The organism is Kitasatospora sp. NPDC059160 (assembly GCF_042755465.1).
Lineage (GTDB): Bacteria > Actinomycetota > Actinomycetes > Streptomycetales > Streptomycetaceae > Kitasatospora.
On the sequence record NZ_JBHZCN010000119.1, the window covers coordinates 1 to 25,133 of the forward strand.

20 protein-coding genes are annotated in these 25,133 nt (G+C 72.9%); 4 read left to right on the plus strand and 16 right to left on the minus strand.

All coding sequences use genetic code 11. The annotated features are described in order from the left end of the window. Positions 1–308: 308 nt before the first annotated feature. The 16 genes from ACFXOZ_RS35565 to rsmH form a co-directional block, all read right to left on the minus strand. Entirely contained in the window at positions 309–1,679 is a 1,371-nt protein-coding gene (locus ACFXOZ_RS35565; RefSeq protein WP_380594047.1) for a DivIVA domain-containing protein, read from the minus strand. Positions 1,680–1,738: 59 nt separating this feature from the next. Continuing rightward, positions 1,739–2,020, minus strand: coding sequence for a YggT family protein (locus ACFXOZ_RS35570; protein WP_030282903.1), 282 nt, complete (start codon positions 2,018–2,020; stop codon positions 1,739–1,741). A gap of 99 nt (positions 2,021–2,119) precedes the next feature. Then, on the minus strand, positions 2,120–2,728 hold the full coding sequence (locus ACFXOZ_RS35575) for a cell division protein SepF (RefSeq protein ID WP_030282899.1): 609 nt from the start codon (positions 2,726–2,728) through the stop codon (positions 2,120–2,122). A gap of 225 nt (positions 2,729–2,953) precedes the next feature. Then, positions 2,954–3,742: a YggS family pyridoxal phosphate-dependent enzyme gene (locus ACFXOZ_RS35580; RefSeq protein WP_380529580.1), complete on the minus strand. Its 789-nt coding sequence runs from the start codon at positions 3,740–3,742 to the stop codon at positions 2,954–2,956. After that, positions 3,742–4,473: a peptidoglycan editing factor PgeF gene (pgeF, locus tag ACFXOZ_RS35585; RefSeq protein ID WP_375893211.1), complete on the minus strand. Its 732-nt coding sequence runs from the start codon at positions 4,471–4,473 to the stop codon at positions 3,742–3,744. The genes ACFXOZ_RS35580 and pgeF overlap by 1 nt, the downstream gene beginning before the upstream one ends. After that, positions 4,470–5,702 carry a cell division protein FtsZ gene (gene ftsZ, locus ACFXOZ_RS35590; RefSeq protein ID WP_375893213.1) on the minus strand — a complete coding sequence of 411 codons (1,233 nt, stop codon included), beginning with the start codon at positions 5,700–5,702 and terminating at the stop codon, positions 4,470–4,472. The genes pgeF and ftsZ overlap by 4 nt, the downstream gene beginning before the upstream one ends. A 364-nt stretch (positions 5,703–6,066) precedes the next feature. Next, a complete protein-coding gene (locus tag ACFXOZ_RS35595) occupies positions 6,067–6,873 on the minus strand; it encodes a cell division protein FtsQ/DivIB (RefSeq protein ID WP_375893215.1) in 807 nt (268 codons plus the stop codon). Next, positions 6,866–7,972: an undecaprenyldiphospho-muramoylpentapeptide beta-N-acetylglucosaminyltransferase gene (murG, locus tag ACFXOZ_RS35600; protein WP_375893216.1), complete on the minus strand. Its 1,107-nt coding sequence runs from the start codon at positions 7,970–7,972 to the stop codon at positions 6,866–6,868. Before murG ends, ACFXOZ_RS35595 begins: the two co-directional genes overlap by 8 nt. Before the next feature lie 6 nt (positions 7,973–7,978). Continuing rightward, positions 7,979–9,349 carry a putative lipid II flippase FtsW gene (ftsW, locus tag ACFXOZ_RS35605; protein ID WP_375893217.1) on the minus strand — a complete coding sequence of 457 codons (1,371 nt, stop codon included), beginning with the start codon at positions 9,347–9,349 and terminating at the stop codon, positions 7,979–7,981. A 101-nt stretch (positions 9,350–9,450) separates the two neighbouring features. Beyond that, positions 9,451–10,884, minus strand: a complete 1,434-nt coding sequence (gene murD / locus ACFXOZ_RS35610) for a UDP-N-acetylmuramoyl-L-alanine--D-glutamate ligase (RefSeq protein ID WP_375893219.1) — start codon at positions 10,882–10,884, stop codon at positions 9,451–9,453. Next, positions 10,881–11,942 (minus strand): phospho-N-acetylmuramoyl-pentapeptide-transferase, encoded by a 1,062-nt coding sequence (mraY, locus tag ACFXOZ_RS35615; RefSeq protein WP_350504707.1) that lies wholly within the window; start codon positions 11,940–11,942, stop codon positions 10,881–10,883. The genes murD and mraY overlap by 4 nt, the downstream gene beginning before the upstream one ends. After that, positions 11,942–13,345 carry a UDP-N-acetylmuramoyl-tripeptide--D-alanyl-D-alanine ligase gene (murF, locus tag ACFXOZ_RS35620; RefSeq protein ID WP_375893221.1) on the minus strand — a complete coding sequence of 468 codons (1,404 nt, stop codon included), beginning with the start codon at positions 13,343–13,345 and terminating at the stop codon, positions 11,942–11,944. Before murF ends, mraY begins: the two co-directional genes overlap by 1 nt. Continuing rightward, positions 13,342–14,922, minus strand: a complete 1,581-nt coding sequence (locus ACFXOZ_RS35625) for a UDP-N-acetylmuramoyl-L-alanyl-D-glutamate--2,6-diaminopimelate ligase (RefSeq protein WP_380594050.1) — start codon at positions 14,920–14,922, stop codon at positions 13,342–13,344. The genes murF and ACFXOZ_RS35625 overlap by 4 nt, the downstream gene beginning before the upstream one ends. 93 nt (positions 14,923–15,015) lie before the next feature. After that, positions 15,016–17,301 (minus strand): penicillin-binding transpeptidase domain-containing protein, encoded by a 2,286-nt coding sequence (locus ACFXOZ_RS35630; RefSeq protein ID WP_380594052.1) that lies wholly within the window; start codon positions 17,299–17,301, stop codon positions 15,016–15,018. Continuing rightward, entirely contained in the window at positions 17,298–17,837 is a 540-nt protein-coding gene (locus tag ACFXOZ_RS35635) for a cell division protein FtsL (protein ID WP_375893225.1), read from the minus strand. The genes ACFXOZ_RS35630 and ACFXOZ_RS35635 overlap by 4 nt, the downstream gene beginning before the upstream one ends. Positions 17,838–17,968: 131 nt before the next feature. Next, on the minus strand, positions 17,969–18,943 hold the full coding sequence (rsmH, locus tag ACFXOZ_RS35640; protein WP_380529592.1) for a 16S rRNA (cytosine(1402)-N(4))-methyltransferase RsmH: 975 nt from the start codon (positions 18,941–18,943) through the stop codon (positions 17,969–17,971). Between the two features lie 540 nt (positions 18,944–19,483). Between rsmH and ACFXOZ_RS35645 the strand changes: the two genes are divergently transcribed. From ACFXOZ_RS35645 to ACFXOZ_RS35660, 4 genes are all read left to right on the plus strand, one after another. After that, entirely contained in the window at positions 19,484–20,026 is a 543-nt protein-coding gene (locus ACFXOZ_RS35645) for a beta-class carbonic anhydrase (protein WP_375893228.1), read from the plus strand. A 231-nt stretch (positions 20,027–20,257) separates the two neighbouring features. Then, a complete protein-coding gene (locus tag ACFXOZ_RS35650) occupies positions 20,258–21,304 on the plus strand; it encodes an AAA family ATPase (RefSeq protein ID WP_375893230.1) in 1,047 nt (348 codons plus the stop codon). A gap of 1 nt (position 21,305) precedes the next feature. Then, the gene (locus tag ACFXOZ_RS35655; RefSeq protein ID WP_380529595.1) at positions 21,306–22,628 is read left to right on the plus strand and encodes a DUF58 domain-containing protein; all 1,323 of its coding nucleotides are present in this window, start codon (positions 21,306–21,308) and stop codon (positions 22,626–22,628) included. After that, positions 22,625–25,066 carry a transglutaminaseTgpA domain-containing protein gene (locus ACFXOZ_RS35660; RefSeq protein ID WP_380594054.1) on the plus strand — a complete coding sequence of 814 codons (2,442 nt, stop codon included), beginning with the start codon at positions 22,625–22,627 and terminating at the stop codon, positions 25,064–25,066. The genes ACFXOZ_RS35655 and ACFXOZ_RS35660 overlap by 4 nt, the downstream gene beginning before the upstream one ends. Positions 25,067–25,133: the final 67 nt, after the last annotated feature.

Genomic DNA, 25,133 nt, shown 5'->3' on the forward strand with positions numbered 1-25,133 from the left:
CGACCCAGGCGAGAGGGACGCGCTGCGGGAGGGGGCGGTGGAGGGGGTGGGTGCGGAGAGCGGCGTAACGGGTGATTTTCAGACCGCCCACGGCGAGCACCCCGTCCGATGAGGGTCGGCGGTCCGAAAATCACCCAGCCGCCGGAGCACCCACCCCCGGAACCGCCCCCGGACCCACCCACCCTCCCGAAAGCCCACCCCCGAACCAAAGCCCCGCGCAGCGGCCCCCACCCCCCACACAAAGAGGGCGCCCCCTCCCCGACCCGAAGGTCGAAAAGGGGACGCCCTCAAAGAGCCCGGCTACAACCTCAGTTGTCGCCGTCCTCGTCGATCAGGAAGCCCCGCATCGGCGCCGGAGCCTGCTGCATCGGCTGCGGCGGCTGCGGCCGCACGGCCGCCATCGGCTGGGTCATCCCGGCCGGCTGCATCTGCGGCGCACCGGTGTTCCCACCCTGCTGCCCGCCGAAGCTCGGCGCCGGCGGGTTCCCACCGAAGGAGCTCTGCCCCCCGAACGACGGCGAGTTGCCACCGAACGACGGCTGGTTCCCACCGAACGACGGCGCGGAGCCCATCGACCCGGCACCGGCCGGAGCCATCGACGACGCCGCCGGCGGCAGCGACGCGGTGGCGGGGATCCGCGGCGGGGCGAGCGAGTCGTCGGCCTGCGACTCCAGCTGGCGCAGCTGGGTCTCCAGGTACGACTTCAGTCGCGTGCGGTACTCGCGCTCGAACGCCCGCAGGTCCTCGACCTTGCGCTCCAGCGTGGCCCGCGCGGACTCCAGCGACCCCATCGCGACGCGGTGCTTCTCCTGCGCGTCCCGCTCCAGGGCGTCGGCCTTGGCCCGGGCGTCGCGCTCCAGACCCTCGGCCCGGCTGCGCGCCTCGCCGACGATCTTGTTGGCCTCGGAGCGGGCCTCGGAGATCGCCTGGTCGGCGGTCTGCTGGGCGAGCGCCAGCACACGCGCGGCGCTGTCACCGCCCGGGCCCTGCTGCTGCTGCATCGGGCCGCCGAGCGGGCCGCCCATCGGCTGCATCTGCTGCTGCTGGCCCATGCCCTGGCCCATCGGCTGCATCTGCTGCTGCTGGCCCATGCCCTGGCCCATCGGGTTGCCCATCTGCTGCGGGCCACCGGGACCGCCCATGGGCTGGAGCATCTGACCGCCCATCGGCTGGACCAGCTGCTGCTGGCCGCCCATGGTCTGGCCCATCTGCTGGGGACCGCCGGGGCCCATCCCGCCACCCGGGCCGGCCGGGAGCTGCGGCGCACCGGACGGCAGGCCGAGGGGCTGGTTGCCCATCTGCTGCTGCTGCGGACCACCCGGACCCATCTGCTGCGGACCGCCCGGACCCATCTGCTGCGGGCCGCCGGGGCCCATCTGCTGCGGGCCGCCCGGACCCTGCTGGCCGGGGACCGGCGGGCCGGATATGGCGGCCGGGACGGGAGCGGCCGGACGCTGGGCGTCCTGCGGCGGCTCCTTCCGCATGTTGGCCTGGTTCTGCGCGGCGGCACGAGTCGCGGCGGCCAGCTTGGCCCGCAGGTCCTCGTTCTCCCGGAGGAGGCGGGTCAGCTCCGCCTCGACCTCGTCGAGGAAGGCATCGACCTCGTCCTCGTCATAGCCTTCACGCAGGCGGACGGTCGTGAACTGCTTGTTCCGAACGTCCTCGGGGGTCAATGGCATCTCTTCACCTCAACGTGATCGTCGGCACACCGGCATCCTGTCGCATCGCTCACCTACGACTAGGGGTGCACAAGCGAGATCAGGACATACACAATGATCATCAGTACGAAGAAGGACAGGTCGAGCGCCACGCCCCCGAAACGCAACGGCGGAATGAACCGCCGAAGAAGCTTGAGCGGCGGATCCGTGACAGTGTACGTGGCCTCCAGGACCAGGACCATGGCCTTGCCCGGCCGCCACGAACGCGCGAACTGGAAGACCCAGTCCATGACCAGTCGCACGAGCAGGAACACCAGGAAGACGGTCAGGGCGTAGTAGAGCACCGCCCACACGATGTCCATCGCGTTTTCCCTCTCCCCGGTTCCGGGCCCTGGGGCCCACCGCTCGTCACCTGTCGCCAACCACTGTTGATCAGATCCACACGTAAAGTCGTGGCCGGGTCAGCTCTGGTTGAAGAACCCACCCTCGGCGATCCGAGCCTTGTCCTCCGCCGTGACATCGACGTTAGCAGGCGACAGCAGGAACACCTTCTGTGTCACGCGCTCGATACTGCCGTGCAGACCGAAGACGAGTCCAGCGGCGAAGTCTACGAGCCGCTTGGCATCCGTGTCGTCCATCTCGGTCAGATTCATGATCACGGGGGTCCCGCCGCGGAACTGTTCCCCGATGGTACGGGCCTCGTTGTAGGTCCGGGGGTGCAGCGTGGTGATGCGGTAGGGCTCTCGTTCGTTCACGACCTTGGGCATGATCACCGGGGCGCTCTTCTCCAGGTTGTGGCGGCGTTCGGGTGTGATGGACGACACGGGGGCCATCCTCGGGGTCTCCTGCCGGATCGGCACCGCGGCCGGGACCGGCTGCGGGGTGATCGAGGAGACCGGGGCGGGCGCGGGGGCGGCTGCCGGCCGGGGGATGTCCTCGGTCCGCTGCCCCGTGCGGATCGGCTCGGGGTCCGCGTCGTAGTCGTCGTCGGGGTCGTACCCCTGGCCGTCGTACGTCTCGTCCTCCACGAGGCCGAGGTAGACCGCCATCTTGCGCATTGCGCCGGCCATGCTCCTGTCTCCTCCGCTTGTGGTGGACCGTCCCCGGTGGCCGGGCCACAGAGGGCCCCGCCCGCGGATTTCCGCGATCCCCCACGACGGCGCGTCAGGTCGACAACCTGTCAGAGTACGTGGAGTGGGGGCCGCGGAGCTGCGATCCACGGTTGGCTAGCACTTCGGAAAGCTGCTAGCTTCTGTCCTATTTTGTCCTGCAGTCTGATCTACTACCCGGTGACGTTACCCGAGGGGTGACCTCACTCCGAGTACCGCCGTTCCGACGCGTACATGTGTCGCTCCGGCGGCAATCGCCTGCTCAAGGTCGCCGCTCATGCCTGCGGAGACCATGGTGGCAGCCGGATGGGCCGCCCGTACGGCGGTTGCGATTTCCGCCAGCCGCTCGAAGGCCCGGACCGGGTCGCCGGCCAGCGGACCGGCCAGCGGAGCGACCGTCATCACACCGTCCAGGCGCAGCCCGGGCGTGTCGGCGATCGCGTCGGTGAGTTCGGCGACGTCCTCGGGGGCGACCCCGGCCCGGTGCGCGCCCTCCCCGTGCTCCTTGTCCAGTGCCACCTGCACCAGGCAGCCCAGTTCCGGGCGTTCGGACTTGAGCACGGCCGCCGAGAGCGACTCGACGAGCCGCAGCCGGTCCACCGAGTGCACGTGGTTCGCGTAGCGGACCACGGAGCGGACCTTGTTGGTCTGGAGCTGGCCGACGAAGTGCCAGCTGAGAGGAAGGTTTCTGCACTGCTCCGCCTTGGGAGCGGCGTCCTGGTCGCGGTTCTCCGCGACGTCCGTCACACCCAGTCCGGCCAGCAGCGCGCTGTCCTCGGCCGGGTAGGTCTTGGTGACGACGATCAGGCTGACGTCCTCGCGCGGGCGTCCGGCGGCCGCACAGGCGTCCGCGATCCGGCGCTCGACCACGTCGAGGTTGGCCCCGAGCTGCTCGTACCGGGCCCGCTGGCCCTCCGTCAGGGCCTCCGAGAACTGCCCGCCGCCAGGGAACGGCCCGTAGATGTCGTTCGTCATCAGTGATCAGAGTCCAACCAGACGTAGCTCGCGAGCCGACCCGTGCGCTGCTCGCGGCGATAGGAGAAGTGATCGGCGGATTCGAGGGTGCAGACCGGTGAGCGCACCAGTTCGGTGACCCCGGCCGCGGCCAGTTGGGCGGCGACCCCCTCCGGCACGTCCAGCGCCGGGGTTCCCCACGAAGTCTCGGCGAAGGCCGCCGGGACGACCTCGGCGACCTCGGCGCGCAGCCCGGGCGGCACCTCGTAGCAGCGGCCGCAGACCGCGGGGCCGGTGGCGGCGGTGATCCGCGCCGGTTCGGCCCCCAGTTCGACCATCGCCCGCACGACCGCGGGCACCACTCCGGCCGCCAGCCCGGGCCGGCCCGCGTGGGCCGCGCCCACCACGCCTGCCACCGGGTCGGCCAGCAGCACCGGGGTGCAGTCCGCGGTCAGCACCGCGAGCACGAGCGGGCGGTCGGTGACCACCGCGTCCACCGTCGGGGCCTGCCCGAGCGGCTGGCGCTGCGTCACCACGGCGACCTCGGCGCCGTGCACCTGGTTCATCCAGACCACGTCGGCCGGGTCGAGCCCCAGCTCCCGGGCCGCGACGGCCCGGTTCTCCCGGACCGCCTCCGGGTCGTCGCCCACCGCGCCGCCGAGGTTCAGCTCCCCGTACGGCGAAGTGCTCACCCCGCCCCACCGATCGGTGAAGGCGAAGTGAGCACCAGCGCGAACCGCGTGATCGATCACTTAAGGAAGTCCGGCACGTCGAGTTCCTCGGCCGGGCTCTCCACGAAGGGCTGGCGGGCGGGCTGCACCTGCGGCGGCACCGGGGCGGCGGCGGTCGTGGTGGCCGAGGTCTCGGCCGAACGCGACGGGGCGGCCGCGGCCTCCCCCTCCGAACGGGACGTCACCGAGCCGATGGTCCCGTAGGACGGACGGCCGACCGGGCGCTCCGGAGCGGCCGGCGGGGTCGCCGGAGCGGCGGGGGTGGTGGACTTCACCACCGGGTCGCGGACGATCGCCGGCGGCTGGCCGCCGTCGAAGCCGGCCGCGATGACGGTGACCCGCACCTCGTCGCCGAGCGCGTCGTCGATGACCGCACCGAAGATGATGTTGGCCTCGGGGTGGGCGGCCTCGCTGACCAGCTGGGCCGACTCGTTGATCTCGAACAGGCCGAGGTCGGAGCCGCCCGAGATGGACAGCAGCACGCCGCGGGCGCCGTCGATCGAGGCCTCCAGCAGCGGCGAGGAGATCGCCATCACGGCGGCGGCCTTGGCGCGGTCCTCACCACGGGCCGAACCGATGCCCATGAGCGCCGAACCGGCCTCCGACATGACGGACTTGACGTCGGCGAAGTCGAGGTTGATCAGGCCCGGGGTGGTGATCAGGTCGGTGATGCCCTGGACACCGGAGAGCAGGACCTGGTCGGCCGAGCGGAACGCGTCGAGCACGCTGACCTGGCGGTCCGAGATGGACAGCAGCCGGTCGTTGGGGATCACGATGAGGGTGTCGACCTCTTCGCGCAGGGAGGCGATGCCGTCCTCGGCCTGGTTGGCCCGGCGGCGGCCCTCGAAGGTGAACGGACGGGTGACCACGCCGATGGTCAGGGCGCCCAGCGAGCGGGCGATGTTGGCGACGACGGGCGCGCCGCCCGTGCCCGTGCCACCGCCCTCGCCGGCGGTGACGAAGACCATGTCGGCCCCCTTGAGGACCTCCTCGATCTCCTCGCGGTGGTCCTCGGCGGCCTTGCGGCCGACCTCGGGGTTGGCGCCGGCGCCGAGGCCCCGGGTGAGTTCACGGCCCACATCGAGCTTGACGTCGGCGTCGCTCATGAGGAGGGCCTGCGCATCGGTGTTGATCGCGATGAACTCGACGCCCTTGAGACCGACCTCGATCATCCGGTTGATGGCGTTGACACCACCGCCGCCGATTCCGACGACCTTGATGACTGCGAGGTAGTTCTGCGGTGCTGCCACGTCGAAGGCCTCTCGCCTCGAATTTCCGGGTCGACCCGCCCCGACGGGGGGCCGTGTCGACGGATGTCGATGGGTAGGGAGCCTGGTTTCTGACTGAATGTCCGAAATGCCGACCGCCGACCCCAACCCTAAACTTGACCTTTAGGGTTAGTTCTGTGCCCCCGTCACATCACCAATGGACACAGTCTGGTGACACAGGACACTAGGTGGCTCCGGGCACGCGTTTCAACGAACACGCCGAGCTTCCCTTTTTCTTTTGAGCCTATGTGATCATCGGCCGGCAATGGAAACCGGGGGTGACCACCAAGGGTCGGGCCGACACTCCGCAGCGTCAACCCCTCCCTCCGGCACAGAATCTAGCGGATCAGCCGGACACCGCCGGCGCCTCCGGCGCCGTCACGTCGAAGTTGGTGCCCTTCTGCTTCATCAGTGCGAGCAGCACCCGGGCCTTCCGGTCGGTCTGCTCCGGGCTCCCCCAGCGCACCGTCGCACCCCCGCTGAGCTGCAGTTCGATGTCGTCGTAGGAGTGCACCAGGACCGATCCGGCCCGCTTGGCGATCTCCGGCGGGAGTCCGGCGGCCACCGCCACCGCACCCTGCACCAACTGTCCCCGGGAGATCACCCCGTCCACGTCCTTCGCAGGCTGACTGAGCCGCAGTTCCACCACCGGCACGCCCGCCGGCGGGGCCGCCTCGGTGGCGAAGCTCACGCCTGCGGCGTCCACCTGGGTGAACTGACCGTCATCCCCCTTGACGGCGGCGGCCGCCGTCCGCTGCACCACCTTGACCTGCAGGGTGTGCGGCCAGCCCCGCCAGACCTCGGCCTTCGCCACCCGGGGGAGCGCCTCCACCCGCCGGCGGACGCCGTCCAGGTCGACCCGGGCCAGCGGGCCGTCGGCGACCCCGCCGACGGCCGCGCGGACCTGGTCCGGCGTCAGCTTCTCGTCCGCGGCACCCTGGACGGCGACGTCGCGCACGTCCAGCAGCGAGGAGAAGAACACCACCCAGGCCAGCGCGCCCAGCACCGCGGCGCCGAGCGCGCTCAGCACCACGACGCCCCGCCGGGAGAGCCGGAGGCGGGGAGCGGACTCCTCGTCCCCGAACTCGTCCTCCTCGTGGGAGCGCCCCCGGCCGGCGGCCGGGGGCGAGCCGGCGGGCCGGCCGTCAACCACGACGGCGACCGCCCCGGTGGGCCTGGATCGCCTCGTACACCATGCCGACCAGCAGGTCGTCCGCGTCCCGGCGGCCGAACTCGGCGGCGGCCCGGCTCATGTCCCACAGCCGCTGCGGGTCGGTGAGCACCGGCAGCACGTTCTGCAGCACCCAGTCCGAGGTCAGCTCGGCGTCGTCCACCAGCAGACCGCCGCCGGCCTTGACCATCGGCTGGGCGTTCAGCCGCTGCTCGCCGTTGCCGATCGGCAGCGGCACGAAGGCGGCGGGCAGGCCGACCGCGGCCAGCTCGGCGACGGTCATCGCGCCGGCCCGGCAGAGCATCAGGTCGGCGGCCGCGTAGGCGAGGTCCATCCGGTCGATGTACGGCACCGGGCGGTACGGCGGCATCCCGGGGACGTCGGCGACCTGCGGCAGCTCGTTCTTCGGGCCGACCGCGTGCAGGATCTGCACGCCGTACTGCTGCAGCCGCGGGGCGATCGCGGTGATCGTCTCGTTGAGCCGGCGCGCGCCCTGGGAGCCGCCGGAGACCAGCAGGGTGGGCAGCCGCTGGTCGAGGCCGAAGTACTGGCGGGCCTCCGGCCGGGTGGCGTTGCGGTCCAGGGTGGCGATGGTCCGGCGCAGCGGGATGCCGATGTACCGGGAGTCGCGCAGCTTGCTGTCCGGGGTGGAGACCGCGACGAAGTCGGTGTAGCGGGCGCCGATCTTGTTGGCCAGGCCGGGGCGGGCGTTGGCCTCGTGCACCACGATCGGCACGCCGGCCCGCTTGGCGGCCAGGTAGGCGGGCATCGCGACGTAGCCGCCGAAGCCGACCACGGCGTCCGCGTTGACCCGCTCGATGATCTCCTGGGCGGCCCGCACGGTGCCGCGCAGCCGGCCGGGGACGGTGATCAGCTCGGGGGTGGGCTTGCGGGGCAGCGGCACGGCCGGGATGAGCTCCAGCTGGTAGCCGCGCTCGGGTACCAGTCGGGTCTCCAGCCCCTTCTCGGTGCCCAGGGCGGTGATCCCGATGGACGGGTCGTGCCTGCGGAGTGCGTCCGCGAGGGCCAGGGCCGGCTCGATGTGACCGGCGGTCCCCCCGCCGGCGAGTACGACATGCACCGAAATTCACCGCTCCCTGCGTGCCGGTCCGGGGACCGGGCGCGCTGTGGTTCGTCGTCGTGGCAGCACCCGGGCCAGTCGCTTCCTGATCCGGGAGTTCTTGTTCCGGGCGGCCAGGGCCGCCTTCGCGCCCGAGGAGCTGCGTGCCAGGCACAGCAGCACCCCGATCGCGGACATGGCCGACAGCATGGCGGAACCGCCGTAGGAGAACAGCGGGAGCGGGACGCCCGCGATGGGCAGCAGTCCCAGCGCCGACCCCAGGTTGATCATGGCCTGCGCCATGATCCAGGTGGTGGCGGCTCCCGCGGCGTACCTGACGAAGGGGTCCTTCGTACCGATGGCCACACGGATACCCGCGTAGCCTAGTGCCGCGAAGAGGCCGATCACCGACAGCGTCCCCACCAGACCGAGTTCCTCGCCGGTCGCGGCGAAGATGAAGTCGGTGTGCGCCTCCGGCAGCTGGCCCCACTTCTCCACGCCGGCGCCGAGGCCGGTGCCGAAGCCGCCGCCGAGCGCGAACGAGTAGACGCCGTGCAGCGCCTGGAAGCAGGCGCCGTCCGGATCCAGCTTGGTGACGCCGATGCAGCCCAGGCGCTCGGCCCGGTGCGGCACGGTGATCACCAGGGCGGTGCAGACCACGACCGCCACCCCGAGGGTGGCCACGAACAGCCGCAGCGGTGCGCCGACCATCCAGAGCAGCGCGAACACCATGGCCACCAGGATCATCGAGGTGCCCATGTCACCGCCGATCATGATCAGCGCGAGCAGCAGCAGGGCGCCGGGCACCAGCGGGACCAGCAGGTGCTTCCAGGTGGTGAGGGTGCCGGCCTTCTGCTTGCGGGCGAGCAGGTCGGCGCCCCAGAGGACCAGCGCGAGCTTGGCGAACTCGGAGGGCTGGAACTGGAAGAACCCGAAGTCCAGCCAGTTCTGGTTGCCGTTGATCCGCACGCCGATGCCGGGCACCGCGACCAGCGCGAGGGCGCCGATCACCCCGAACATCACCGGGTAGACGATCACCCGCAGCACCGCCACCGGGACGGAGGCGAAGCCGGCCAGCAGGACCAGCCCGAGGATGGCCGCGATCAGCTGCTTGAGGAAGTAGTACTGCGCGGTGTGGTGCTGGTTCAGCGCCAGGATCTGCGAGGCCGAGAAGACCATCATCAGGCCGAGCACGACCAGCAGCAGGGTCGTGCCGACGATCAGCAGGTACGGCGTGAGCGGCCGGTCCAGCCAGTAGCGGACGCGGGCCCGGAAGGCCTGCAACCGCCCCAGCGGACCGGCCGACTTGTACTTGGTCGTGGTGGCGGAGATCACTCGCCACGGCTCGGCGGTGTCCTGCTTCGTGCCGCCGGAATCCGCCCTGCCCTGCCCCGCCACTGCCCGCTCCCACTCTCTGAGGCCCGTTCGCCTCCGGGCCGCCCCGACCCGGCGCCGACGGTCGTCGGCGCGGCCCTTCGGCCCGGTCTCCAGGGGCCCGACTACGCGCCCGCCAGCTCCCGGACGGCCGCCGCGAACAGGTCGCCGCGCTCGCCGTAGTTGGTGAACATGTCCATCGAGGCGCAGGCCGGGGCCAGCAGCACCGTGTCACCCGATCGGGCGAGCGTCGCGGCCGTTCGAACGGCCTCGGTCATCGCCACCGCGCCAGTCTGGCCCTCGGCCGCCTCGATCACCGGCACATCCGGAGCGTGTCGCTCCAGCGCCGCGCGGATCAGCGCCCGGTCCTGCCCGATCAGCACGACCGCGCGCAGCCGCTCGGCCGCGCCCTGGACCAGGTCGTCGAAGGTCGCGCCCTTGGCCAGTCCCCCGGCGATCCAGACGATCGGCCGGTAGGCGGCCAGCGAGGCCGCCGCGGCGTGGGTGTTGGTGGCCTTGGAGTCGTCGATGTACGTGACCTCGCGGACCGTACCGACCTCGGCGATCCGGTGGGCGTCCGGGCGGAAGGCCCGCAGGCCCTCCCGGACGGCCTTCGGGTCGACCCCGTACGACCGGGCCAGCGCCGCCGCGGCCAGCGCGTTGGCGATGTTGTGCGGGGCCGGCGGGTTGACGTCCTCGACGGCGCCCAGCTCGGCCGCGTTCTTGGCCCGGTCCTCGACGAAGGCACGGTCCACCAGCAGTCCGTCCACCACGCCGAAGTTCGACGGGCTCGGCGCGCCGAGGCCGAAGCCGATCGCCCGGCAGCCCTCCTCGACGTCGGCCTCCATGACCAGCGCCTCGGTGGCCGGGTCGGCCAGGTTGTACACGCAGGCCACCACGTTGCCCTCGTAGATCCGGCCCTTGTCGGCGGCGTACGCCTCCATCGAGCCGTGCCAGTCGAGGTGGTCCGGGGCCAGGTTGAGCACGGCCGCCGAGTACGGGCGCAGCGAGGGCGCCCAGTGCAGCTGGTAGCTGGAGAGCTCGACGGCGAGCACGTCGTACGGCTCCTCGGCGAGCACCGCGTCCAGCACCGAGACCCCGACGTTGCCGACGGCGGCGGTGCGCTTGCCGGCCGCGGTGAGGATCGAGGCGAGCATCTGGACGGTGGTGGTCTTGCCGTTGGTGCCGGTCACGGCCAGCCAGGGGGCGGGCTCGCCGGTGCCCGGCAGCGGCTTGCGCAGCCGCCAGGCCAGCTCGACGTCGCCCCAGACCGGCACGCCGGCCGCCGCGGCGGCGGCGAACAGCGGGCTGTCGGGGGCCCAGCCGGGCGAGGTGACGATCAGTGCGGTGCCCTCGGGCAGGCTCGCGCCGTCGCCCAGGCGCACCGCGACGCCCACCGCCTCCAGCTCGGCGGCGCGGGCCCGCAGGCCCTCGCCGCTGCCGCCGTCGACCACGGTGACGCTCGCGCCGAGCCCCTTCAGGACGCGCGCGGCGCTGATGCCCGAGACGCCGAGGCCGGCGACCACCACGGGCAGGTTCACAAAGTCAGGATTCGTCATCCGGTCCGGTATCCCGCGTAGAAGAGGCCGAGGCCGACGGCCACGCACAGGCCCTGGATGATCCAGAAGCGGACCACGACCAGGACCTCGCTCCAGCCCTTGAGTTCGAAGTGGTGCTGCAGTGGTGCCATCTTGAAGACGCGCTTGCCGGTCATCCGGAAGGAGCCGACCTGGATGATCACCGACAGCGTGATGATCATGAAGAGGCCGCCGAGCAGGATCAGCAGCAGCTCGGTGCGCGAGCAGATCGCCAGACCGGCCAGGGCGCCGCCGAGGGCGAGCGAGCCGGTGTCACCCATGAAGATCTTGGCGGGCGAGGTGTTCCACCAGAGGAAGCCGAAGCAGGAGCCCATCAGGGCGGAGGCCACCACCGCGAGGTCCAGTGGGTCCCGGACGTCGTAGCAGGCGCCGGTGGCGGAGATGAAGTAGGCGCAGCTCTGGGTGTACTCCCAGACGCCGATGAAGGTGTAGGCGCCGAAGGCCATCACCGAGGCGCCGGTGGCCAGACCGTCCAGGCCGTCCGTCAGGTTCACGCCGTTGGAGGTCGCCGCGATCATGAAGTACGCGAAGATGACGAACAGCACCGGGCCGATCGACCACTTGAAGTCGCGCACGAAGGACAGCGACTGGGAGGCCGGGCTGAGCCCGCGGTCGTCGTGGAACTGCAGCGCCAGGACGGCGAACACCAGACCGACGATGGACTGGCCGGCCAGCTTCGCCTTCGCCCGCAGGCCGAGCGAACGGCGCTTGACGACCTTGATGTAGTCGTCCAGGAAGCCGACCAGGCCCAGGCCCGCGGTCAGGAAGAGCACCAGCAGCCCGGAGGCGGTCGGGCTGTCGCCCGTTATCGCCTTCGTGGCGAAGTACGCGATCAGGGTCGCCAGGATGAAGGCGATGCCGCCCATGGTGGGCGTGCCCTTCTTGCTGTGGTGCGCCTTGGGGCCGTCGTCACGGATGTACTGGCCGTAGCCGCCCCGTGCGAGCAGCTTGATCAGGGCGGGCGTGCCGACCAGCGAGAGGATCAGGCCGATCATCCCGGAGAAGAGGATCTGCTTCATCATCGGGCAGCACCGTCCGCCAGGAGGGCCTCGGCCACCTTCTCCAGCCCCACCGAACGGGACGCCTTCACCAGGACCACATCCCCCGGCCGAAGCTGACTGCGCAGCAGTTCGACCGCCGCGTCCGCGTCGGACACCAGCACCGACTCCTCACCCCACGAACCTTCGTTCCTCGCACCGAGTTCCATGCAGGCCGCCTCGCGTCCACCCACCGCCACCAGCTTGGTGACGTCGAGTCGGACGGCGAGCCGCCCGATGGCGTCGTGCTCGGCCAGGCTCTCCTCGCCGAGCTCCCGCATCTCGCCGAGCACCGCCCAGGTACGGCGGCGCTCCGGACCGCGGCCGCCGATCGAGACCAGCGCCCGCAGCGCGGCCCGCATCGAGTCGGGATTCGCGTTGTAGGCGTCGTTGACGACGGTGACACCATCGGCCCGGTCGACGACCTCCATGCGCCAGCGGGACAGCGCACCCGCTTCGCCCAGGGCTGCCGCGGTGTCGTCGACGGTCATCCCGAGCTCCGTCGCCACCGCGGCGGCGGCGAGGGCGTTCGAGACGTGGTGCTCACCGTACAGGCGCAGTTGTACGGGTGCGGAACCGGCCGGGGTGGTGAGCGTGAACGATGGCCGCCCGGTGGCGTCCAGGCGAACGTCGGTCGCCCGGACGTGGGCGTCCGGGGACTCCCCGAACAGGACCACCTTCGCCCTGGTGCGCGACGCCATGGCGCGCACCAGCCGGTCGTCCGCGTTCAGGATCGCGGCGCCGTCGGCGGGCAGCGCCTCGACCAGCTCGCCCTTGGCCTCGGCGATCGCCTCCTGGGAGCCGAACTCGCCGACGTGGGCGGTGCCGACGTTGAGCACCAGGCCGATCCGCGGCGGGGTGATCGAGGTGAGGTACTCGATGTCGCCCTTGTGCCGGGCGCCCATCTCCATGACCAGGTGCCGGGTGCCCTCCTCGACCCGCAGCGCGGTCATCGGGTGGCCGATCTCGTTGTTCAGCGAGCCGGGCGGGAAGACCGTCTCGCCGTGGCGCTGGAGCAGCTGGGCGATCAGGTCCTTGGTGCTGGTCTTGCCGGCCGAGCCGGTCAGCGCGACCACCGTGGTGCCCTCGGCACGGGCGACCACGGTGCGGGCCAGCCTGCCGAGGGCCTCCACCACACTGTCGACCAGGACGGCGGGCACGCCGACCGGGCGGGAGGCCAGCACCGCGACGGCGCCGGCCTCGACCGCGGTGGCCGCGTAGTCGTGGCCGTCCACGTGCTCGCCGACGAAGGCCGCGAACAGGCCGCCGGGGCTCACCTTCCGCGAGTCGACCTCGACCGGGCCGGTGACCAGGGTGTCCGGGGCGGCGCCGTCCAGGGTGCCGCCGACGGCGGCGGCCACCTCGGCGAGGGTCAGTGCGATCACTGCTGCTCTACTCCTCGGTCGCCCCGGTCGGCCGTGGTCCGCGCGATCGAGCTCCGTCGGATCTCCTCGTGCAGCACCTCCCGGTCGTCGAAGGGGCGGATCTCGTCTCGAACATATTGGCCGAGCTCGTGGCCCTTGCCGGCCACCAGCACGGTGTCCCCGGCCCGGGCGCGGGTGACCGCGAGCCGGATCGCCTCCGCCCGGTCGGGGACGACCAGGACGTCCCCGCGCTCGGCCTCGGGCACCGCGGCGGCGCCGGTCAGCATGCTGGCGAGGATCGCCAGCGGGTCCTCGCTGCGCGGGTTGTCACTGGTCAGCAGGGCGGTGTCGGCGAGCCGGGCGGCGATCGCGCCCATCGGACCGCGCTTGTGCGGGTCGCGGTCGCCGCCGCAGCCGACCACGACGTGCAGCCGGCCCTTGGTGACCTCGCGCAGCGAGGCCAGGACGGCCTGGAGGGCGTCCGGCTTGTGGGCGTAGTCCACCACGGCGACGAACGGCTGCCCGCCGTCCACCCGCTCCAGCCGGCCCGGCACGCCGGGGACGGCGGCGATCCCGGCCACCGCCCGCTCCAGCGGCAGCCCGGCGGCGACCAGCACGGTGATCGCGGCCAGCGCGTTGGCGACGTTGAACGGGCCGGGCAGCGGGACGGAGGCGTCCGCCCCGGCGCCGTCCGGACCGACCACCCGGAAGGTGGAGCCGATCGGGCCGAGCTGGACGTCCACGGCCCGCCAGTGGGCCCCGGCGTCGCCGGTCGCGGAGAAGGTGGTCACCGGGATCTTGGCCTCGGCGGCGAGCCGGCGGCCGTACTCGTCGTCCAGGTTGACCACGCCCTGGCGGGACTTGCCGGGCTGGAAGAGCCGGGCCTTCGCCTGGAAGTAGTCCTCCATGTCCGGGTGGAAGTCGAGGTGCTCGGGGGTGAGGTTGTTGAACAGCGCGACGTCGTACGCCACCCCGTCGGTGCGGCCGAAGACCAGGGCGTGGCTGGAGACCTCCATGGTCACCGCGTCCGCGCCGCGCTCGGCCATCACGCCGAGGATCGCGTGCAGGTCGGTGGCCTCGGGGGTGGTCCGCTCGCTCTTGATCCGCTCCTCGCCGACCCGCATCTCGACGGTGCCGATCACGCCCGGGAGCCGCCCGGCGCCGCGCAGACCGCCCTCGACCAGGTACGAGGTGGTGGTCTTGCCGTTGGTGCCGGTCAGTCCGATCATCAGCAGCCGCTCGGACGGGTGGCCGTAGACGATCGCGGCCAGCTCGCCCATCCGGGCCCGCGGCCGGTCGACGACCAGCAGCGGCAGGCCCGAGGGCGCGGCCAGCTCGGCGCCGGCCGGGTCGGTCAGCACGGCCACCGCGCCGGCCACCGCGGCCTGGCCGGCGAAGGCCGCGCCGTGGTGGTTGGCGCCCGGGAAGGCCACGTACACGTCGCCCGGGCGCACCGCGCGGGAGTCGTGGGTGACACCGGTGACGGCGGCGCCCTCGACGGGCGGCAGGCCCAGCCGGGAGGCCAGCTCGGCGAGCGGCAGGGCGGCGGTCCCGGTCGGGCGGGGCGGACTCACGGTGGTTTGATCGGGTTTCGGCACGGCGCGAAGGCTATCCGCCGAAGGGTGCCCAGGGCCAAACCGGCCCTTCGCCGCGCCGTCGTCCGCACCGGCCCGCTGGTTGCTCATCCTCGTTCACGGCTTCCACTCGACGGCCAGGTTCGGCGCCTGGCTCCCGCTCGGCGGGACCTGCATGGTTTTCAGGGTGAACTCCATCACCTGCTTGAACACCGGCCCGCACAGCTGGCCGCCGAAGTGCCCGTTGACCGGGCCCTGGAGGGTGCAGGAGACGGTGTAGCGGGGGGCGTCGGCGGGCGCGAAGCCGATGAAGGAGGCGGTGTAGCCGTCGTAGCCCTTGCCGTCGGCGGCCCCCCGGTTGGCGGTGCCGGTCTTCCCGGCGACCCGGTAGCCGGGGATCGCGGCCTTGCCGCCGGTCCCCTGCTCGTCGTCGACGACCGACTCCAGCATCGAGGTGAGGGTCTTGGCGGTCTGCTCGCTGACCACCCGGGTCTGCTCGCCCGCCGGGGTCGGGGCGTACTTGCCGTCCGGCCCGGTGATCCCCTGGACGATGCTGGGCGCGACCCGTACCCCGCCGTTGGCGATGGTCGAGTACACCGAGGTGGCCTGGAGCGCGTTCATCTGCAACGGGCCCTGGCCGAAGGCGATGTTGTACTTCTCCGAGGCGACCAGGTCCTCCGGCTTCTTGAGCTTGCCCGCGGTCTCCCCCGGGAAGTTCACACCGGTCGGCTGGGCCACCCCGAACTTGCGCATGTAGCCGTCCAGGATCTGGTTGGCCTTCAGCTGGTCGCCGTCCCCGAGCGTCTCGATCGCTTCGATGGTCCCGATGTTGGAGGACTTGGCGAGCACCCCGGCCAGGGTCAGGTACCAGGTGCCGTGCACGACGTCGTCCCTGAACTCCTGCCCGGCCCGGATCAGCGGGTAGGGCACCGTCACCTTGGTGTCCCAGTTCGCCTTGCCGGTGTCCAGCACGGCGGCCAGGCTCATCAGCTTGGCGGTGCTGCCCGGCTCGTACGCGTCCACCAGGGCCGGGTTGCCCATCTGGGACTGCTTGGCGAGGCTCAGGTCGTTGGGGTTGAAGCCGGGCGCGGAGGCCATCGCGATGACCTGGCCGGTCTTCACGTCCTGGACCACCACGTAGCCCTTCTCCGCGCCGGAGTTGGCCACCTGGTCGGTGATCGCCCGCTGGGCGGCCCACTGGATGTCCCGGTTGACGGTCAGCTTGATGTCGCTGCCGGACACCGCCGGGTCCATCGAGCCCCCGGCGGTGGGCACCAGCCGCCCGCCCGCCTGGGCGTAGCTGCTGTGGCCGTCCTTGCCGGCCAGCTGCTTCTGGTACTGCAGCTCCAGCCCGCCCGCGCCCTCGCCCTCGCCGTTGACGAAGCCGACCAGGTTGGCGGCCAGCCCCTCGGCCGGGTAGATCCGCTTCTGGGTCTCCCGGTTGAACACCCCGGCCAGCGGGTTGGCGCACTCGTTGTCCACCCGGGTGCGCCCGCCCTGGTCGGCCGGCTTGCCGATCAGCTTCTTCTGGGCCTGGCAGGCGCGCGTGCCGGCCTTCTTCTCCAGGCCCGTCTTGAGGTCGCTGATCTGGGTCTTGGCGGCCGGGGTCTGCTGCGCGGCGAGCCGCTTGTAGCGGGTCTTCGGGGTGTGCAGGTCGGCGGCGATCTTCTCCTTGGCCACGCCGAGGATCGGCGACAGCAGCGCGGCCGCCTGCTCGGGCGCGTCCGGGATGCCGGTCGCCTCGGGGGTGAACATCGCCGGGTCGGCGGTGATGTCGTACGCGTCCACGGTCGCCGCGAGGGCGACGCCGTCGGAGGACGTTATCGAGCCGCGCTCGGCGGTGATCGGGATGTTCTGGTAGCGGTTGGTGTTCGCGTCGGCGGCCAGCGCGTCGGCGTCGACCAGCTGGAGCTGCACCAGGCGCCCGGCGAAGACCGAGAACACCAGCGACAGCACCACGGTGATCACCCGCAGCCGGCGCTTCGGCTCGGCCAGCCGCAGCGCCTTGGGGCGGTGCGGCAGCCTGGGCTTCGGGCGCGGCCGCACGGCCGCCTGGCTGCGGGCCGGCGGACGGCCCTCCGGGCGGCGCTGCTGCGGCGCCCGCGGGGTACGGCCGACGGAGGCGGACCGGGTGGGCTGCGCCTTGGCCGACTGGCCGCGCGCGGGCTGGCCCTTGGCCGGCTGGGCCTTCGGGCTCTGCGCCTTCGGCGACTGGGCCTTCGCGGGCTGGACCTTCGCTGGCTGGACCTTGCCGGACTGGCCGCGGACGGCCTGCCCCTTCGCGGGCTGGCCGCGCCCGGCCACCGGCCTGGCCGTACCGCTGCGCGGCGGCTGGCGGCGGGCGGAGCCGGACCCCGAGCCGGAGCCCGACCCCGAGCCGGAGGGCTGGCGAGGTGTCGTCATCGGGTACCACCCCCGTGCTGGGCCGGCGCGCTCGTCACCGGGTTGAGCTGGATCACCGAGTCGCCGGCCGAGGCCGCCGGGGTCGGCGGCGCCGAGGGGCTCGGCTGGGCCGGGGGCTGGGCGCTCGGCGAGCCGGACGGCTGTCCGGAGGGCTGCGCCGGGGCGGCGCTCTGCGCGCCCGGCGCGGGCTTGGTCGGCCACGGGTCGACCGTCGACTTCTTCACCGGCGGGCTGTCCTGCGCCGGGCCGGGCGTGCCGACCACCTTGCCGCCGTTCGGCACGTCCAGGAAGGCCATCCCGCCGGCCGGGACCATGCCCAGCTCGCCGGCCCGCTTGGCCAGCGCGTCCGGGGCCGAGCTCTGGTCGATCTCGTGCTGGAGGCTCTGCTGCTCGTCGGTCGCCTTGGTGGTCTGCTTCTGCAGCCGGGACAGTTCGAAGGAGCCCTCGTTGAGCGCCGTGTTCAGCGCCAGCAGGCCGAGCAGCCCCGCCGCCAGCAGCACCACCACGAGCACCGCGAACGGCGTGCGCCCCCGCACGGGGCGCCGCCCCGGCCGGACCGTGATGCGTGCCCTGCCCTGTCCGGGGAGTCCTCCCCGCCCCGCCCGGACCTCACCGGCCACCGGCCCCACCGTTCTCCTCCGCCCTTCGGACCCCGCCGGAGCCTTCCTCAGCCCCGCTTGCTTCGGTCCCTGATCCTCTCCGCCACCCGCAGCCGCACGGGCGCGGCGCGCCGGTTCTCCTCGATCTCCTCCTCGGTGGCCTGCTCGGCACCGCGGGTGATCAGTTTGAGCCAGGGCTGGTGCTCCTCCGGGACGAAGGGGAGCCCCGGCGGGGCGGTGCTGGTCGCTCCGGCGGCGAAGTACTGCTTCACCAGCCGGTCCTCCAGCGACTGGTACGACATCACCGCGATCCGGCCGCCCAGCGCCAGGACGTCCAGCGCCCCCGGGATCGCCCGGTCCAGGACCTCCAGCTCACCGTTGACCTCGATCCGCAGCGCCTGGAACGTCCGCTTGGCCGGGTTCCCGCCGGTCCGGCGGGTCGCCGCCGGAATGGCGTTGCGCACCAGATCGACCAGACGCGCGCTGTTGGTGAACGGTTCCTTCTCCCGCTCCCGCAGGATGACCGAGGCGATCTTCCCGGCGAACCGCTCCTCCCCGTACACCTTGAGGATCCGGGCCAGGTCGCCGTGGCCGTAGGTGTTCAGCACCTCCGCCGCGCTGATCCCCCGGGTCTGGTCCATCCGCATGTCCAGCGGCGCGTCCTGGGCGTAGGCGAAACCGCGGTCGGCCTCGTCCAGCTGCATCGAGGAGACGCCGAGGTCGAACAGGACGCCGTCGATCCGGTCGATGTCCAGGCGCTCCAGCACCTCGGGGATCTCGTCGTACACCGCGTGCACCAGCGTGGCCCGGTCGCCGAAGGGGGCCAGCCGCTCGCCGGACAGCTTCAACGCCTGCGGGTCGCGGTCCACCGCGACCAGCCGGACCTCCGGGAACTGGGTCAGCAGCGCCTCGCTGTGGCCGCCGAGGCCCAGGGTCGCGTCGACCACCACGGCACCGGGGCGGGAGATCGCCGGCGCCAGCGCGTCCATGCACCGCTGCAGCATCACCGGAACGTGCTTGGGACCCGGTTCGTTGGTGGTCATGCGCGGCGGCGCCCTTCCTCGGTGCGGAGCAGCCCGACGATCCGGGAGCTCCGACCATTCTCGCCCACCACCCGCCGGCACGACGACGCGGCCCGTGGTCCCCGCCCGCTCGAGGGGAAGGTCGTGACCGCCCGGCGCCGGGGAAGGTGCGCCAGGTGGACACGGAGCGGGTGGAGGCCACGAGCCGCATCGGCCGGGCCGCACACCGTTCGGCACGGCCCGGTTGACGGGCTCCGAGGGGTGTGCTCCAACGCGCCGCAACTCTATCGCGGCGGCCCCGCCAGTCAATGGTCCGCTCCGGCGCACCACCCGGGCGGCGGTACGGATCACCGCAGGTCGCGGCCGTCGGAGCGGCCCGGTGGGGTCCCGGCCGACAGCCCCCGGCGACCGGCGCGCGCCCCGTCGAGCGACCGGGTACGAACCCGTCCCCGGACCGGCCCGGACGGACCCTCCGGTTGTCGCTATGCACTCGCTCACGGCGGTGCGTTCTGTAGCTCTCCGCCCCACCGCGCGGCCCCGGACGGCACTAACGTCGCCACCATGACCGTGACCCCCGACCGGCCGACGCCGAACGCCGCCGCCGACCCCGCCGGACCCACCATCATCGACCGCTTCGTGGCGGCCAACCGCGAGTACGCGGTGGACTTCCGCGACGGCGGCATGGACGCCCGCCCCGTCCAGCGGATCGCCGTGGTGGCCTGTATGGACGCCCGGCTCGACCTCTTCGCGGCGCTCGGCCTCGCCCTGGGCGACGCCCACGTCATCCGCAACGCCGGCGGCGTCGTCACCGACGACACCATCCGGTCCCTGACCATCAGCCAGCGCGCCCTGGGCACCCGCTCGATCGCGCTGATCCACCACACCGGCTGCGGACTGCTCGGCCTGACCGAGGACTTCCGCCGCGAGCTGGAGCTGGAGGTGGGGCAGCGCCCGCAGTGGGCGGTGGAGGCCTTCGTCGACCTGGACGGCGACGTCCGCCAGTCCATGCAGCGGGTGCGCACCTCCCCGTTCCTGCCGTACACCGACGACGTCCGCGGCTTCGTCTTCGACGTCCACACCGGGCTGCTGCGCGAGATCCGCTGACCGGAGCCCGCCCGCTCTCATTCGGCGAGGGCCGAATGGTGACTTCTGACCGCCGAACGGGGGAGAATGCGCCTGCCGGTCGGACCCCGAACCACCTGGGGCGGCCGGGCCGCAGGCCGCCCACCGGCGCCGGATCCTCGTTCGGAACCGCCCCCGGGACGGCCGCGTCAAGCATGGGGTGGGGTCCGGCCTCGGGTGAGGCGGGCACGGTGTGCCAGGGAGCGTAAACGGGTGACGAGCTACAACGATCAGGCCGGTCTCGGCAGTCCTGCGGGGGGCGAGCAGAGGGCGAACGGGTACCGTCCGGTCGGGCTCCCGGAGCTCGCGGCGGTCGTGGACCGGGTCCGCGCCAACATCGAGAGCGTGATCGAGGGGAAGCCCGAGGCCGTCCGGATCGCCCTGACCGTCCTGCTCGCCGAGGGCCACCTGCTGCTGGAGGACGTGCCCGGCGTCGGCAAGACCATGCTGGCCAAGGCGCTCGCCAAGTCCGTGGACTGCACCGTGCGCCGCATCCAGTTCACCCCCGACCTGCTGCCCTCGGACGTCACCGGCACCAACATCTACGACCAGCAGCAGCACGACTTCGAGTTCCGCCCGGGCGCGATCTTCGCCCAGATCGTGGTCGGCGACGAGATCAACCGCGCCTCGCCGAAGACCCAGTCCGCGCTGCTGGAGTCGATGGAGGAGCGCCAGGTCACCATCGACGGCACCAGCTACGAGCTGCCCTCGCCGTTCATGGTCGTGGCCACCCAGAACCCGGTCGAGATGGAGGGCACCTACCCCCTCCCGGAGGCCCAGCGGGACCGCTTCATGGCCCGGGTCTCGATCGGCTACCCCAGCCCCGAGGCCGAGTTCGCGATGCTCGACGTGCACGCCGGTGCCAACCCGCTGGCCGACCTCCAGCCGGTCGCGCACGCCGCCGACATCCTCAAGCTGGTCGAGCTGGTCCGCACCGTGCACATCGCCGACCCGGTCCGCCGCTACGCCGTCGACCTGGTCGGCGCCACCCGCACCAGCCCCGAACTGCGGCTGGGCGCCTCGCCGCGCGCCACCCTGCACCTGGTCCGGGCCGCCCGCGCCGCCGCCGCGCTGGACGGGCGCGACTACGTCACCCCGGACGACATCCAGCGGCTGGCCGTCCCGGTCCTGGCGCACCGCCTGATGCCGACCGCCGAGACCCAGCTCGGCCGCCGCACCGCCGAGCAGATCGTGACCGACCTGGTCGCCCGGCTGCCGCTGCCCCGGCCGCAGGGCGGCCCGGCCGTCCGGAGGGGCTGAGGTGGCCTCATCCGACGGAACGGGCGGGCTGCGGGCCGGACTGCACGGCCTCACCACCCGGGGCCGCTCCTTCCTCGCGGCCGGTCTGACCGCGGTGGTCTGCGCCTACCTGCTCGACCAGGACGCGCTGCTGCGGGTCGGCGTCCTGCTCACCGCCCTGCCGCTGGCCGCCGCCGCGGTGGTCGCCAACACCCGGTACCGGGTGGCCAGCGGACGCCGGCTCAGCCCGCACCGGGCGATCGCCGGCCAGGAGGCCCGGGTCCACCTGCGGGTGGACAACGTCTCCCGGGTGCCCACCGGGCTGCTGCTCCTGGAGGACAAGGTCCCGTACGTGCTCGGGCCGCGGCCGCGGTTCGTGCTCGACCGGGTCGAGCCGCGCGGCTTCCGCGAGGTCTCCTACCGGGTCCGCTCCGACCTGCGCGGCCGCTACCTGCTCGGGCCGCTGCAGCTGCGGCTGTCCGACCCGTTCGGGATGTGCGAGGTCAACCGCGCCTTCGCCGCCTCCGACGTGCTCACCGTCGTCCCGCAGGTCCTGGCGCTGCCGCAGGTGCGGCTCCGCGGCGAGTGGATCGGCCAGGGCGAGAGCCACGCCCGCACCCTGGCGCTGGCCGGCGACGACGACGTGATCCTGCGCGAGTACCGGCCCGGCGACGACCTGCGCCGGGTGCACTGGCGCTCCACCGCCCGGTACGGCGAGCTGATGGTGCGCCGCGAGGAGCAGCCGCAGAAGGCCCGCGCCACCGTCCTGCTGGACACCCGCGAGGTGGCCCACCGGGGCAGCGGCCCCGCCTCCTCCTTCGAGTGGGCGGTCAGCTGCGCCGCCTCCGTCGCCGTGCACCTGCTGGAGCGCGGCTACCAGACCCAGCTGCTCACCGACACCGGGCACTGGGTGCCCGGGCCCGGCAGCGGCGGCCACAACGTCGCCGCCGACACCTCCGGGCTGATCCTGGACGCCCTCGCGGTCGCCGACCTGTCGGACGGCGCCGGGCTGTCCCGCGCCGAGGAGCCGCTGCGGGCCGCCGGCGAGGGTCTGCTGGTGGCCGTCCTCGGCGACCTGGACGCGGCGCAGGCCACCCGGCTGGCCCGGCTACGCGGCCGCACCGGCGGGGCGATCGCCTTCCTGCTCGACACCGGCACCTGGGCCGGTGTGCGGATGCTCGCCCCCGACACCGGCGGCGACGAGTTCCGCGAGCGGGTCCGGGAGCTGCGCGCGGCCGGCTGGACGGTCCTGCCGGTCCGGGCGGGCGACTCCGTGCCGGACCTGTGGCGGTCCGCCGACGGCGCCAAGACCACCGCCCCCTACCGAGATGAGGCCGGCGCGTGACCACCCGGGCCAAACTGACCGTTTACTCGGCGCTGGCCACCGCCCTCGCCTCGCTGTGCCTGCTGCCGCTGCTGACCATCCGCAGCTGGCTCACCTACGCCTTCCTGGTGATCGCCGTGATCTCGGCGGTCGGCGCCGGCCTGCGCCGCTCCCCGCTGTACCGCTGGTCGGTCCCGGTGGCCCAGGTGCTGGTGCTGCTCCTGCTGATGCTGCTCGGCTTCGCCGGGTCCGGGCTGACCGGCGGGGTGCTGCCCGGGGCGCCCGCGATGCGGATGCTCAGCCAGGTCTTCTCCGCCGGTCTGGACGACATCAGCCAGTACGCCCTCCCGGCGCCGCCGACCGCGGGCCTGCGGCTGATCCTGGTCTCCTCGGTCGGCCTGATCGCCGTGCTGGTGGACACCATCGCGGTGACCTACCGGCGCTCGGCGCTGGCCGGGCTGCCGCTGCTGGCGCTGTACTCGATCGGCAACGGCGTCGCCGGGGACCACGGCAGCTGGGTCTGGTTCGGCTTCGCCTCGGCCGGCTACCTGCTGCTGCTGTTCGCCGAGGGCGAGGACCGGGTCTCCCGCTGGGGCCGGGTCTTCCGCGGCAGCGCGCGCGGCACGGTCACCTCCAGCCGGATCAGCCAGGGCGGCCAGCAGGTCGGCGTCCTGGCGCTGGCCCTGGCCCTGCTGCTGCCGGTCTTCCTGCCGCGCTGGGACCTCGGGCTGCTGGACTCGGGCTCGTCCGGCGGGTCGTCCGGGCACGGCGCCGCCGGGAGCGTGGCCACCAGCCTCGACCCGCTGGTCAGCCTGGAGGCGGCGATCAGCAAGCCGTCCGACAACGAACTGCTCACCTACACCCTGGAGAGCGACCTCGCCGACCAGACCTACCTGCGCACCGGCTCGCTGGACCAGTTCGACGGCACCAACTGGAAGCTCGGCAGCACGGTGGTCAGCGACCTCCCGGCCACCCTGCCCACCCCCGAGGGCCTGCGGGTCACCAACGTCCCCCGGATCGAGGGCGACTTCCAGATCAGCAACGGCCTGCAGAACAGCTGGCTGCCGATGCCGTACCCGGCCGCCTCCGTCCAGGTCCCCAACCGCAACGAGTGGAAGCTCGACCCGATCACCCGTACCGTCCTGCCGACCAACGACAAGGCGATCAGCGGCCTGCGCTACCACGTCAGCACGCTGGACCTGCGGCCCACCGCGGACGAGCTGCGCACCGCGCCGCTCGCCCCGCAGGACATCCGGGACCGCTACACCGCCGTCCCGTCCGACCTGCCGGCCGTGGTCGCCGAGCAGGCCAGGGCGGTCACCGCCAACGCGCGCAGCGACTACGACCGGGCGACGGCGCTGGTGAACTTCTTCACCGGCCCGGGGTTCAAGTACGACACCTCGGTCGAGGGCGGCACCGGCAGCAACGCGATCGCGGTCTTCCTGCGCGACCGCCGCGGCTTCTGCGTGCACTTCGCCTCCACCATGGCGGCGATGGCCCGGGTGCTGAAGATCCCGGCCCGGGTCGCGGTCGGCTTCACCCCCGGCGACAACAAGGGCGACAACGTCTACTCGGTCAGCGGCCGGATGTACCACGCCTGGCCCGAGCTGTACTTCTCCGGCTACGGCTGGATGCGCTTCGAGCCGACCCCGAGCCGGGGCGTCCCGGCCCGCTACAGCGAGGCGTCCAGCGCCCCGACCACGGCGCCCTCCCAGGCGCCGACCGCCGCGGCGACCAGCTCGGCCGCCGTCCCGGCACCGTCCCAGAGCTCCGACTGCACCGCCAAGCAGCGCCAGCTGGGCGACTGCGGGTCCAAGGGCAAGGCGGCCGGCCGGACCGCCGACGAGTCCTGGCTGCTGTCCGGCCAGGTGCTCGGCACCCTGGCCGTCGTGGTGGTGCTGATCGCGCTGCTGCTCGTACCGATGTTCTGGCGGACCGCCGTACGACGCCGCCGGCTCGGCGGTGGAGGGCGGCGCCGGCCCGGCGGGGACGGCCCGGGCGAGCTCACCGACGCCCAGGTGCTGGCCGCCTGGGACGAGCTGGTGGATTCCGCCTGGGACGTCGGAATTCCCCCGGACGAGTCACGCACCCCGCGCTCGGCCGCCCGGCGGATCACCGAGACGGCGGGCCTGGACGCGGACGCGGCGGCCGCCGCCGGACGGCTGGCGCTGGCCACCGAGCGGGTGCTCTACGCCCCGGCCGGGCAGGTCACCACGGCCCCGCTGGCCGCCGACGTCCGCACCGCCCGACGGGCCCTGTGGGCCGGGGCCGGCCGGGCCGGGCGGCTGCGGGCCCTGCTGCTGCCGCCGTCCTCGGCCCAGCTGTGGTGGCGGACCTCCGACACGGCGCGGGCGGCCCGGGCGGCCGTGGCCACCCGGGCGGGCCGGGCCGCCGAGGCGGTCGCCGGTCCGGTGCGACGGCTGACTGGCCGGCGCAAGGGGTCCACCCCGGAGTCCTGAGGCAACGCGAGAGCCGGGGCGGGCCGGCGGGGGACAGGCCCCCCCCGCGGACGTGGGGTGTCCACGC

Excerpts from the sequence above, each read along its gene's own strand:
- ACFXOZ_RS35575 (WP_030282899.1), bottom strand. The coding sequence starts at position 2,728 with ATGGCCGGCGCAATGCGCAAGATGGCGGTCTACCTCGGCCTCGTGGAG.
- rsmH (WP_380529592.1), bottom strand. The coding sequence starts at position 18,943 with ATGACCACCAACGAACCGGGTCCCAAGCACGTTCCGGTGATGCTGCAG.
- ACFXOZ_RS35565 (WP_380594047.1), bottom strand. The coding sequence starts at position 1,679 with ATGCCATTGACCCCCGAGGACGTTCGGAACAAGCAGTTCACGACCGTC.
- ACFXOZ_RS35630 (WP_380594052.1), bottom strand. The coding sequence starts at position 17,301 with ATGACGACACCTCGCCAGCCCTCCGGCTCGGGGTCGGGCTCCGGCTCG.
- ACFXOZ_RS35645 (WP_375893228.1), top strand. The coding sequence starts at position 19,484 with ATGACCGTGACCCCCGACCGGCCGACGCCGAACGCCGCCGCCGACCCC.
- ACFXOZ_RS35580 (WP_380529580.1), bottom strand. The coding sequence starts at position 3,742 with ATGACGAACGACATCTACGGGCCGTTCCCTGGCGGCGGGCAGTTCTCG.
- ACFXOZ_RS35570 (WP_030282903.1), bottom strand. The coding sequence starts at position 2,020 with ATGGACATCGTGTGGGCGGTGCTCTACTACGCCCTGACCGTCTTCCTG.
- mraY (WP_350504707.1), bottom strand. The coding sequence starts at position 11,942 with ATGAAGCAGATCCTCTTCTCCGGGATGATCGGCCTGATCCTCTCGCTG.
- murD (WP_375893219.1), bottom strand. The coding sequence starts at position 10,884 with ATGACGAATCCTGACTTTGTGAACCTGCCCGTGGTGGTCGCCGGCCTC.